The following is a 12,189-nucleotide window of genomic DNA, read 5'->3' on the forward strand; positions in this document are numbered from 1 at the left end:
CACCGACTCCTTATTGAGGCTTTTTTGCAGACTCAGTTTGATTAGCCGTAGGATTAGCATTCAAATCTGTTTCCGTTGGCTTGACCGTTATTCCCGGCGCTATTTTCTGCAACCCTGTGACGATTACTCTATCTCCAGCTTTCAGACCTTCTGTCACCAACCATTTGTTACCAATTGCCTGAGTAGCGTTGATATTGCGCAATTCTACTTTGTTATCTTTATCTACAATCAGTGTGGTTGCTTGGCCACGAGGTGTTCTGGTAACAGCTTGCTGAGGAACCAAAATCGCATTTTTGCGCACACCTTCTTCTAACTTGGTGCGAACAAACATACCTGGCAGTAATTCTTCATTTGGGTTTGGAAATACAGCACGCATAGTGATAGAGCTTGTTGTTTCGTCAACCGTCACGTCAGAAAACTCAAGGTAACCTTCTTGACTGTATTCTTGTCCTGTGTCAGTTATTAGGCGGATTTTGGTTTTTTTGTTCTCTCTTTGAACGGTTCCTTTTGCAATTTCATTTTTGAGTCGCAGATAGTCGTCACTTGATTGAGTGATATCAACATAAATGGGATCTAACTGCTGAACAATCGTCAGGGCTGTTGGCTGACCCGCAGAAACCAGTGCTCCTTCTGTGACGGTAGACTTACCCGCACGTCCAGAAATAGGGGAGGTTACCTTGGTGTATGCTAGGTTGATTCTGGCATTTTCCAATGCCGCCTGAGAGGACTGAACATCTGCTTTTGCCTGAGCATATTCTGAATTTGCTTTATCAAATTCCTGCTTACTCACGTATTGTGTGCCTAGCAAGGATTGATAACGCTCAACGGTTAAGCGGGAAACATTCTCATTGGCTTGCGCTCTGGCTAAGCTTGCTTTGGCTTTACTGTATTCTGCTTGATAAGTGGCAGGGTCTATTTGGTATAACGACTCACCAGCAACCACATCACTTCCTTCTTTATAGTTACGTTTCAGTATGATGCCGCCGACTTGGGGGCGAACTTCTGCAACACGATAAGCCGATGTACGGCCTGGTAATTCTGTGATGACCGTTAGAGGTTCTGCCTTCAGTGTTACGATACCAACTTCAGGAACATGCTGGCCTGCAGCCCCTTGCTGTGTATTTTTATTGTCATTGCATCCTGAAAGAATGAAACTGCTTGAAATTACCAGTAATGTGGCCAGAGGCAAACCCCCCCTGTTCTTTCGCATAAGTAAACCTCAATTTTTCAATGTTGATTCGCTAATCTAACAAGTGAAATCATTACTTCGTTGGTTAATGGGTGCTATAGTACAAACATACATGAATGTATGTAAATCAGCCTCGGTCAAAAACAAAGTTTATGGCACTAAAATGGCACGAAAAACTAAACAGCAAGCAAATCAAACTCGTCAGCAAATTATAGATGCTGCGATAAAGATCTTTTCTAAGCGTGGTGTTTCTGCTACCTCGCTATCCGATATCGCAACTGCCGCTGGTGTAACGCGCGGAGCAATTTACTGGCACTTTAAAAATAAAACAGATCTACTTTCTGTTGTTTGTAGAATGCCAGAGCATAAAATAGACGAACTAGAGAAAGAGTATCAATCAAAATATCCTGATAATCCACTTATTGCTTTGAGATATTTATTAATTTCCATGTTAAGAATGATGATTGATGACTCTCAGATTCGTCAATTAATGGAAATTTTTTTCCATAAATGTGAATTCGTTGGAGAAATGTTTCCACTAGTAGAGGATATTCGGGAGATGTGTATTTCTGATTACAAGAAGATTGAAAAAATGTTGTTTGCTTGTGTTCAATCCGGAGAACTACCCTATAATCTTGACTTCAGGCGTTCTGCCATCATGTTGAGAGCATTGATGACAGGGATATTTGAGAACTGGTCATTCTCACCAGACAGTTTTAATATTCAAGAGCAATCTGCCCATTTGGTGGATAGTTTCATTGATACACTTAAATACAGCCACCATTTGCGGAACAGCGAAGAAAACCAATCTTGAACACGGAACCCATAGCTAGACGAAGTTAACTGTAGTATTGATAAATTATGTCGGGAAAACGACATCAATATTGCATTTAATCAGCTAGTGATAAACCATTTTCTAGTTTGTTTAAGCTGTTTTTCGTTTAAACACAAAGTATTAGGGTTAAGTATTAATTAGGCTTATTCCTCAGATTTCTGTGCCTGTTTTTCCAATTTACCCTGAAGATCGTATTGGACGATTTCTAGTGCTGCCAGTGCGATAGCAGGAGAAATTTCGTTACATTCAAGCAAATAAATAAGATCTACTGCTAGCTGTACTTCAGGTGGTGCTTGTTCTAGAGCCATAGCGGCTTCTTCCTTTGTGATTAATTTGAATGCTCTCGCTTTTCTATCGACTTCTCGATCCGCATTAATGCTTGACGACAGCGGGCGAGCCTACCGGCCAAGGCCGCAATTTCTTTTTGCAGTTTGTGCTTATTGGTAAGTGTAGTTTGTTTGTTTAACTGTAATTCCCTGTCATCAATCATTGCCATTAAACGACGTTCATAATCTTGATGTTCAGCCAAACGTTGATAAAGATCCTGTTCTTGTGAGCGGTGCTTAAATTTATCTTCCTGTTTTCGTAGAGCTTGGGTTGATATCTCACGTTTAATTGCTTCAATTTGTGTTACTAAACGCTCTGCAAGGAACTTTACTTGTTCAATCCGATAATCGCTTACACAGGTTTTCAATTGTTCCATATTTTGTCTGATTTCTTTCAAGTATCCACCAAGTTTATTGCTGCGGTGGTGGAATAATGCTTGATCAAAACGTGCTGTGGAAAAAGGGATATCAGGCAGTAAAGCGAGTTCTTTTTCCAGAATATTGACTTGTTTTTCAAGTGCACTTAATAAATTTTGTATGCCCATTAGCATCTCATTATCATTAATAATCTGTCTGTTAAAGCGCTTTAATTGGCTTCGCAGATTCGGTTGCCATAACACTGAACTTGCTAGGAGTGGAGCTTGACTTAAGTCAACAAAATATAAGCAGTGACTTGCTTGGCAGTTGCTTTTTTCCGGTAGTTTGCATAGATTTTACCGTTTTCTTTTTAAACCTGGCTGGCATCAATTATGACCGCTAACGCACAACAACTGCAATTAATTAAAGATAGTATCGAAACAATTCCTGATTATCCAAAGGCGGGAATACTTTTTCGTGACATTACCACATTGCTCGATAATCCAGCAGCCTACCAAGCTACGATAGATTTATTGGTGGCTCGTTATCAGAATAAAGGCATCACGAAAATTGTTGGTACTGAAGCACGTGGTTTCTTATTCGGAGCGCCTGTTGCACTGTGTCTGGGAGTTGGTTTCGTTCCTGTTCGTAAAAAAGGTAAATTACCGCGTGAAACACTGAGTGAAACTTACGATCTGGAATATGGTACAGATACATTAGAAATCCATAAAAGCAGCATTAAGGATGGGGATAAAGTTCTGGTTATTGATGATCTGCTTGCAACAGGAGGCACCATTGATGCGACAGTTCGCCTGATTCGTCGTCTGGGGGGGCAAGTTTCCGAAGCGGCATTTATTATTGGATTGCCGGATTTAGGTGGCGTTGAACGTTTGAAAAAACAAGGCATTGACAGCTACACCATCGTTGAATTTCCTGGCCACTAATTATTCTGTTTTTTGCATTATTGATACATATTGATATATCAGCCTCGCCGTTAGTGGTGAGGCTGTGCTAGCATGATAGGCAGTCATGTTCAATTTCCTCGGTATTCATGAGCTATCAGGTACTTGCCCGTAAGTGGCGCCCACAAATATTTTCTGACGTGATTGGTCAGCAACATGTGCTGACTGCATTGGCAAATGGTCTCGAACATCAACGCCTTCATCACGCTTATCTTTTTTCCGGCACTCGTGGCGTGGGAAAAACCACTATTGCACGTCTGTTGGCAAAAGGACTGAATTGCGAAAAGGGTATAACCAAGACTCCGTGTGGTCAGTGTACTAATTGTCTCGAAATTGAACAGGGGCGGTTTGTGGATCTGATTGAGATCGACGCTGCTTCCCGAACAAAAGTAGAAGATACCCGCGAGTTGCTGGACAACGTCCAGTATGCGCCCGCTAGAGGTCGTTTCAAAGTTTACCTTATCGATGAAGTTCACATGCTTTCTCGCCATAGTTTCAATGCATTGTTGAAGACATTGGAAGAGCCACCGGAACATGTGAAATTCCTTCTGGCAACAACAGATCCACAGAAACTGCCAGTGACTATTCTTTCACGCTGTTTGCAATTCCATTTGAAAACACTCGATGTGGATCAAATTAGTAGCCAATTGGAACATATCCTTAATGCAGAGCAAATAGAAAGCGATACTCGTGCCCGTCAGCTTCTAGCCCGTGCAGCGGATGGTAGTATGCGTGATGCTTTGAGCTTAACGGATCAAGCTATTGCCCTTGGTGGAGGGAAGCTAACATCGGATATCGTCAGCCAGATGCTAGGAACGCTGGACGATGACCAACCATTGGCGATGATTGAATCGCTGGTACGTGCAGATGGTCAACAAATGATGGCTCTAGTGGAACAAGTTGCGACTCGTGGTGTGGATTGGGAAAATTTGCTGGTTGAAACACTGTCGCTGTTGCATCGAATTGCCATGCTTCAGCTATTGCCTCAGCAACCTGAAAGTGAACCTTCTTCAACAGAAGGGCGGTTGCGTTTGCTGGCAAGATCAATTTCCCCGACTGATTTGCAGCTTTATTACCAAGCGTTACTCGTAGGACGCAAGGAGCTTCCTTATGCGCCAGAACGACGAATGGGAGTTGAGATGGCGTTATTGCGTGCCTTGGCTTTTCATCCAAAAACGGTCGTTGAGGAAACATTACCACCTACTGTGGAAAACCCTGTAGCGCCAATTGGGGGAGTACCTGTAACTCCGCCTTCAGCTCAGCTATCTTTAAATCAGTTTTCCTCAAGCCAATTTTCTTCAAATAATGAAGCAAATGAACGCATGAGGCATGAAATACCACAATCAACGGGCAATGAATCTTCCGTTGCAAACAGCCCAACAGCGAAACTATTGCAAGCAAGAAATTCGTTGACTCGTCAAGGAAATACACCACCAAAAAAGCCTGAGCCGGCAGAGCCTGCGAAGGTGAAACCGGCAAGTTCGGCGCTGGAGCGACTGGTGGCGGTGGCAGAACAGCGGTCTCAATCTCATATTCCTAAAACACGGGAGCCTAAGCCGGTTAATCCGGTAAAAAAAGAAGCTTATCGCTGGCGAGCAACGAATACTGGAGAAGAGAAACAGAGCCCGACTACGACACCAAAAGCAATCAAAGCGGCTTTGGAGCACGAGAAAACAGCAGAGTTGGCAGAAAAGCTGGCCATTGAATCGAAACAAAGAGATCCATGGGCTGCGGAAATTGATAAACTGCACATTCCAAAATTGGTTCAGCAGGTAGCACTGAATACATTTAAAGAACAGATTGATGAAAATCGTCTTTGTCTGCATTTACGTTCAAAGCAGCGTCATCTTAATTCAGCATCGGCTCAGAAAGCGTTGACCGAAGCATTAAGTGAATTGCATGGAAAACCTATTGAACTCATTATCATTGAAGATGATAATCCTGCGGTAAAAACGCCTCTGGAGTGGCGGCAAGCCATTTATGAAGAAAAATTGGCACAAGCACGTCAATCCATTATTTCGGATAAAACGATTCAAACACTTCGGCAACTATTCGATGCAGAATTGGATGAAGAAAGTATCCGGCCTGTTTAACTGTCATAGTGTATTTTTATTCTGTGGCTATAGCGAAGAGAGAGAATTATGTTTGGTAAAGGTGGTTTGGGCAATTTGATGAAACAGGCCCAACAGATGCAAGAAAAAATGCAGAAAATGCAAGAAGAAATTGCAAATCTGGAAGTTATAGGCGAATCTGGTGCGGGTCTGGTAAAAATCACTATTAATGGTGCACATAACTGCCGTCGGGTTGAAATCGATCCAAGTTTGATGGACGACGACAAAGATATGCTGGAAGATCTGATCGCAGCGGCATTCAATGATGCAGCTCGCCGTATTGAAGAAACCCAGAAAGAAAAAATGGCTAGTGTTTCCAGTGGAATGCAATTACCACCTGGGTTTAAGATGCCATTCTAATGCAAACCAGTCCTCTTCTTGAATCCCTGATGGAAGCCCTGCGCTGTTTACCCAGTGTAGGCCCAAAATCTGCACAGCGGATGGCATTTCATCTATTGCAGAGAGATCGCAGTGGTGGGATGCGATTGGCCCAGGCACTGACGCGAGCTATGTCTGAAATTGGTCACTGTCAGGATTGCCGGACATTCACGGAACAGGAACAGTGCACGATTTGCGCCAATCCCCGTCGCCAGCAGAATGGTCAGATCTGTGTAGTGGAAAGCCCCGCAGATATTCATGCTATCGAACAAACGGGTCAGTTTGCGGGACGTTATTTTGTCCTGATGGGGCATCTATCGCCCCTGGATGGCATTGGGCCAATGGATATTGGTTTAGATCGTTTAGAAGAACGCTTATCTTCTGAAACCTTGTCAGAAATCATTCTGGCAACTAATCCAACTGTCGAAGGAGAGGCAACGGCAAACTATATCGCAGAAATGTGCTCTCAATATGGTGTGATAGCCAGCCGAATTGCTCACGGTGTTCCTGTGGGTGGAGAGCTTGAAATGGTGGATGGTACAACACTGTCTCATTCGCTGGCTGGCCGTCAAAAAATCACGGATTTGTGATTTTGTTCCCAATTAATGGGAGATTTTAATGGATGGTAGTGCTGATTATGCCGCCATCCATAGCCGTTTTACCCGCTTATCAAATTAATTTTACATTCTTCTTGTTGCCTTAACTTGAAACTTTCCGTATTTATCCCCATTTGATGATTATCGTCCGATTTTACATATCTGAACTGGATTTAGATTGAGGTAATAAATGAGTATGAAAGGTCAGGAAACCCGTGGATTTCAGTCTGAAGTCAAACAATTGTTGCAGTTGATGATCCACTCTCTCTATTCCAATAAAGAAATTTTTCTCCGTGAACTGATTTCAAACGCATCTGATGCGGCTGATAAATTGCGCTTCCGTGCATTGTCGGCTCCTGAGCTGTATGAGAATGATGGTGAATTGCGAGTTCGTCTGGCTCTTGATAAAGAACAGAAAACTATCACCATCAGCGATAATGGTATCGGCATGTCCCGTGATGAAGTGATTGATAATCTGGGAACGATTGCAAAATCTGGTACTAAATCATTTCTTGAATCCATTGGTTCTGATCAAGCAAAAGACAGCCAATTGATTGGTCAGTTCGGTGTAGGTTTCTATTCTGCATTTATTGTTGCTGACAAAGTCACCGTACGTACTCGTGCAGCAGGGGCACCCACTGAACAAGGTGTGTTCTGGGAATCAACGGGAGAAGGTGACTACACCGTTGCTGATATTGAAAAAGCAGAGCGTGGTACAGAAATTACCCTACATCTGCGAGATGGGGAAAGCGAATTCCTTAACGACTGGCGTTTGCGTTCCATCATTGGCAAATATTCTGATCATATTGCCTTGCCAGTTGAAATCGAAACTCAAACTAAAAACGAAGAAGACGATTCAGTTACCGTTACATGGGAAAAAATCAATAAGGCCCAGGCCTTGTGGACTCGTAATAAAGCTGAAATCAGTGATGAAGAGTATCAGGAGTTTTATAAGCACATCTCCCATGACTTTACTGACTCTCTGATTTGGAGCCATAACCGCGTTGAAGGTAAGCAGGAATACACCAGCCTGCTATATATTCCTTCCCAGGCACCGTGGGATATGTGGAACCGCGAACATAAACATGGCCTGAAACTATATGTACAGCGTGTATTCATCATGGATGAAGCTGAACAGTTCATGCCAAATTACTTGCGCTTTGTCCGTGGTCTGATCGATTCCAACGACCTGCCATTGAACGTTTCTCGTGAAATTTTACAAGATAGTTCAATCACACGTAACCTGCACAGTGCACTGACTAAACGTGTATTGCAAATGTTGGATAAACTGGCAAAAGACGACGCAGAAAAATATCAAACTTTCTGGCAGCAGTTCGGCCTGGTGATGAAAGAAGGTCCAGCCGAAGATGGCGCAAACAAAGAAGCTATTGCTAAGTTACTGCGCTTTGCTACAACTCATAATGATAGCTCTGCTCAAACCGTTTCTCTGGAAGATTACGTTGGCCGCATGGCAGAAGGGCAGGAGAAGATTTATTACATTACGGCAGACAGTTATGCTGCGGCGAAGAATAGCCCACACTTAGAGCTATTCCGTAAGAAAGGAATTGAGGTTCTGTTGCTGTCCGACCGTATTGATGAATGGATGATGAGCTACCTGACTGAATTCGATGGTAAACCACTCCAATCTGTCAGCAAGGCTGATGAAACCCTCGACAAACTGGCGGATGAAAACAAGTCTGAGCAAGAAGAAGCAGACAAAAAATTGGAGCCATTCATTGAGCGAGTGAAGACTCTGTTGGGTGAGCGCGTGAAAGATGTGAAACTAACCCATCGTCTGACAGATACTCCAGCTATCGTAACCACTGATGCCAATGCAATGAGCACTCAAATGGCGAAGCTATTTGCAGCAGCGGGCCAGACTGCCCCAGAAGTAAGTTATAACTTTGAGCTGAATCCGGAACATCTTCTGGTTAAGAAAGCGGCTGATATTGATGATGATGCTCAATTTGCTGATTGGATAGAATTGCTGTTGGATCAGGCACTATTTGCTGAACGTGGCACATTGGATGATCCAAACCAGTTTATTCGTCGTATGAATCAATTATTATTAGCTGAAAAAGCTTAAACTTATTGAGATAATGATAAAAACCACGCCTCAACGAAAAATGAGGCGTGGTTTATTTTTTTAGTTAATGCGGAAACGTTTACCTGTTTTCTTGAGCCATTCCCTATTCAAATGGTATGGTGGTACGTTTTCTTTAAAATATGAAAAGCAAATAGCAAGGGGATTTACGCAATGCGTATTATTCTACTGGGCGCGCCAGGCGCCGGTAAGGGGACTCAGGCACAGTTTATCATGGAGAAATATGGGGTTCCCCAAATTTCTACAGGTGACATGCTACGTGCTGCAGTAAAAGCTGGCACCGAATTGGGTTTGCAAGCAAAAGAGCTGATGGATAATGGCAAGCTGGTAACTGATAAGCTGGTCATTGCTTTGGTTAAAGAGCGCATCAAACAAGATGACTGTCATAATGGCTTCTTGTTGGATGGGTTCCCACGCACTATTCCTCAGGCAGATGCCATGAAAGCAGCCGGTATCAAGGTTGATTATGTGCTGGAATTTGATGTCCCTGATGAAATCATCGTTGAACGTATTATTGGTCGTCGTGTGCATGCGCCGTCCGGCCGTGTTTACCACGTCAAATTCAATCCACCAAAAGTGGAGAATAAAGATGATGTTACAGGTGAAGAGCTGACTATCCGTAAAGATGATCAGGAAGATACTGTCCGTAAACGTCTGGTTGAGTACCACGCACAAACAGCACCTCTGGTTTCTTACTATCAGCAAGAAGCACAGGCCGGTAACACAAAATACTTCAAACTTGATGGTACTCGTCAAGTAGCGGAAGTTAGCACAGAGCTGGCTAATATTCTGGGCGAATGATTTCGTGTTCTCTTGAGTTGTTATAACAGGCGGCCTCCATACCGCCTGACTTTTTTTATAGTTCACGCTACCCTAGAGAAATTTACTCCATGAAATGTTACATGTAACTATCATTCATGCTTTATACTAGATTGTCAGTCGTTTTAATGGAGCTCTGAGGAATGAGTAGCAAGAAGTATGGTGTCCTATTAGTGAATCTTGGTACACCTGATGCGCCAACACCAGCAGCAATAAGATGTTATCTGGCAAAGTTTCTGAGTGACAGAAGGGTAGTTGATATTCCTCCATTTATTTGGAAACCTATCTTGAATGGTTTTATTCTTCCTTTCCGTTCTTCTCGAATTGCTAAGCTTTACCAAGAAATTTGGATGGAAGAAGGTTCTCCTTTATTAGTTTATAGTCGTCGTCAGCAGAAATTGCTGGGTGAAAAGTTGGTGGATATCCCTATTGCTTTGGGAATGACTTACGGTTCCCCTTCTTTATCTCAGGCCGTAGAGAGTTTGTTACAACAGGGAATTGAGGCTCTTATTATACTGCCACTTTATCCTCAATATTCCAGTACAACTTCGGCAGCGGTTTTTGACGGGATCAGTAAAATATTGCGAGAATATCGGACAATTCCTACCCTGCATTTTGTCCGTAGTTATGCCACACATCCTGCCTATATTGCAGCACTAAAGGAAACCATTGAACAGAGCTTTGAAAAGCATGGCCAGCCTGATCGATTAATTATTTCCTATCACGGTATCCCTGAACGTCTGGCAAAGATGGGTGACATTTATCCACAGGATTGTAAGGCGACGACTGAACTGTTGCATCAGGCACTGGATTATCCAACAGATAAAATTATGATGACATATCAGTCGCGTTTTGGTTATTTACCGTGGTTATCTCCTTATACCGATAAAACCATGGCTTCATTACCGAGCCAAGGTGTGGAACATGTTCAAGTGGTGTGTCCGGGGTTTGCGGCAGATTGTTTGGAAACGTTGGAAGAGATTAATCAACAGAATAAAATTACTTTTTTAGAAGCTGGTGGGAAAAAGTTTGAATATATCTCTGCACTTAATGATAATGACGCCCACATTTCTTTACTTGAGCAGTTGGTAAGCAATGTCATGAAGTAACTTGCAATTGCTGATTATGGAACATTATTACGTATGGTGAATGGCAGACATTGATCGTCGTATGATTTTAAGGAATATGGTTTTTAACCAATGGATTTGATAAGCGAGAGAAAGTGCTTGCATATCAATGAAAAGCAAAATTATTTAGATTGGATTATAGATAATGAGTAATAAACCTATTAAGCACCCCGATTTTTACGAAGAGCATACAAACTATTATCATCCAGCGCGGGGGGATGAAATTGATTTGTTTGAACTATTCTCTGTCCTCTTCCAATCAAAATATTTGATCATTGTAGTATCTCTCGTTTTTGCAATTATTGGTTTCGGTGTTGCTTCATTTTTACCGCAAAAATGGACTAGTACAGCCGCTGTAGTGAAACCGGATCTAGAAGAGTTTCAGCCATTAAAAAATGCGTTAACGGATTTGCATGTTCTGAATATAGATCCCAAAGTGACAGAAGGATCACTGTATAAGCGGTTTATTGAAAACTATAATTCACGTGTATTGCGTGAAGAATATTTGGTTAATACCGATTACTTTAAGGCTTTGTCCGCTAAAAATCATACTGATTCTGGTCAAGAAAAAAGAAAACTGATCGAGGATATTGTTAATAAAGACATTACCATATCTTTACCTAAGAAAGAGAAAGATGATGAAGTTTTCGATGAAGTCAAACTTTCCTTCAGTGCTGGCAATGCAGAAGATTCTTACAATTTATTAAATGGCTATATCAAATTCGTCTCTTCCGTAGTTCGTGATCAAGTGAAAGAAGAACTGAGTGATATGGTGTATCAGAAACTGGAGTACTCCCGAAAGCTTTATGATCTCGATTTGGAGCGTATCGGTAATATGCGCAGCGTGGATATTGAGCGATTGAAGTATGCGATTTCTCTTGCAGATTCTGCTGGGATTAAAAAGCCAGTATCAAATGGTGGGGCTATGATCAAAGATGACCCAGATTATTCGATTGCGCTGGGTTCTGATGCACTGCAACGTAAGTTACAGATTACTGAAGAAATTACTGATCCAACTAAAATTGATGCGGATCTACGTAACCGCCAGTTGTATATTAAAAATCTGGAAAAAGTGAATGTTAATACAGTTGATTTTGTGCCATTCAAGTATATGCAGGAACCTTACGAACCAACTTCAAAAGATTCACCTAAGCGTTTGCTGATTTTGATTGGAGCAGGCTTTATTGGTTTTATTTTATCCATCATGTATGTTCTGTTGCACCACATGGTACGTAGTCGGCAGAAACAAGAGGCTTAATATTGTTTATAACTCAAATACGTTATAGATAATATGTATTTTGATAGCTGATATTTTGGCAGCCAATGTTGTAATAGCATTGGCTGTCTTCATTTTTGACGCCATATTTTTTATTTCTCTCCGGTAT

Annotated in this window: 12 protein-coding genes; 9 read left to right on the plus strand and 3 right to left on the minus strand. The window is 42.1% G+C overall.

The window, feature by feature from the left end; all coding sequences use genetic code 11:
- Positions 1-10: 10 nt before the first annotated feature.
- Positions 11-1,210 carry an efflux RND transporter periplasmic adaptor subunit gene (locus Xentx_RS05680; RefSeq protein ID WP_074019311.1) on the minus strand — a complete coding sequence of 400 codons (1,200 nt, stop codon included), beginning with the start codon at positions 1,208-1,210 and terminating at the stop codon, positions 11-13.
- A gap of 142 nt (positions 1,211-1,352) precedes the next feature.
- Between Xentx_RS05680 and acrR the strand changes: the two genes are divergently transcribed.
- The gene (gene acrR / locus Xentx_RS05685) at positions 1,353-2,003 is read left to right on the plus strand and encodes a multidrug efflux transporter transcriptional repressor AcrR (RefSeq protein ID WP_139292437.1); all 651 of its coding nucleotides are present in this window, start codon (positions 1,353-1,355) and stop codon (positions 2,001-2,003) included.
- A 164-nt stretch (positions 2,004-2,167) separates the two neighbouring features.
- Here acrR and rsmS read toward each other — a convergent pair whose 3' ends face one another.
- Together rsmS and priC are read right to left on the minus strand one after the other, a co-directional pair.
- Complete coding sequence (rsmS, locus tag Xentx_RS05690; protein WP_074019312.1) at positions 2,168-2,332, minus strand: pleiotropic regulatory protein RsmS; 165 nt, start codon at positions 2,330-2,332, stop codon at positions 2,168-2,170.
- A gap of 20 nt (positions 2,333-2,352) precedes the next feature.
- Positions 2,353-2,895 carry a primosomal replication protein PriC gene (gene priC, locus Xentx_RS05695; protein WP_074019313.1) on the minus strand — a complete coding sequence of 181 codons (543 nt, stop codon included), beginning with the start codon at positions 2,893-2,895 and terminating at the stop codon, positions 2,353-2,355.
- Positions 2,896-3,099: 204 nt separating this feature from the next.
- On the opposite strand from priC, the gene apt reads away from it, so the two are divergent.
- The 8 genes from apt to wzz(fepE) all read left to right on the plus strand — a co-directional run bounded on the left by apt (position 3,100) and on the right by wzz(fepE) (position 12,062).
- Entirely contained in the window at positions 3,100-3,651 is a 552-nt protein-coding gene (gene apt / locus Xentx_RS05700) for an adenine phosphoribosyltransferase (protein ID WP_074019314.1), read from the plus strand.
- 107 nt (positions 3,652-3,758) lie between these two features.
- Positions 3,759-5,762 (plus strand): DNA polymerase III subunit gamma/tau, encoded by a 2,004-nt coding sequence (gene dnaX, locus Xentx_RS05705; protein ID WP_074019315.1) that lies wholly within the window; start codon positions 3,759-3,761, stop codon positions 5,760-5,762.
- Between the two features lie 48 nt (positions 5,763-5,810).
- Complete coding sequence (locus tag Xentx_RS05710) at positions 5,811-6,140, plus strand: YbaB/EbfC family nucleoid-associated protein (protein WP_074019316.1); 330 nt, start codon at positions 5,811-5,813, stop codon at positions 6,138-6,140.
- Entirely contained in the window at positions 6,140-6,748 is a 609-nt protein-coding gene (gene recR, locus Xentx_RS05715) for a recombination mediator RecR (protein WP_074019317.1), read from the plus strand. The genes Xentx_RS05710 and recR overlap by 1 nt, the downstream gene beginning before the upstream one ends.
- A gap of 202 nt (positions 6,749-6,950) precedes the next feature.
- Entirely contained in the window at positions 6,951-8,840 is a 1,890-nt protein-coding gene (gene htpG / locus Xentx_RS05720; RefSeq protein WP_208607545.1) for a molecular chaperone HtpG, read from the plus strand.
- A 171-nt stretch (positions 8,841-9,011) separates the two neighbouring features.
- Positions 9,012-9,659 carry an adenylate kinase gene (adk, locus tag Xentx_RS05725; RefSeq protein WP_074019319.1) on the plus strand — a complete coding sequence of 216 codons (648 nt, stop codon included), beginning with the start codon at positions 9,012-9,014 and terminating at the stop codon, positions 9,657-9,659.
- A 161-nt stretch (positions 9,660-9,820) separates the two neighbouring features.
- Complete coding sequence (gene hemH / locus Xentx_RS05730; RefSeq protein WP_074019320.1) at positions 9,821-10,786, plus strand: ferrochelatase; 966 nt, start codon at positions 9,821-9,823, stop codon at positions 10,784-10,786.
- Positions 10,787-10,949: 163 nt separating this feature from the next.
- Positions 10,950-12,062, plus strand: a complete 1,113-nt coding sequence (gene wzz(fepE) / locus Xentx_RS05735; protein WP_074019321.1) for an LPS O-antigen length regulator Wzz(fepE) — start codon at positions 10,950-10,952, stop codon at positions 12,060-12,062.
- The last annotated feature ends 127 nt before the right edge of the window (positions 12,063-12,189 follow it).

It is taken from the genome of Xenorhabdus thuongxuanensis (assembly GCF_001908095.1).
In the GTDB taxonomy this organism is placed as follows: domain Bacteria; phylum Pseudomonadota; class Gammaproteobacteria; order Enterobacterales; family Enterobacteriaceae; genus Xenorhabdus; species Xenorhabdus thuongxuanensis.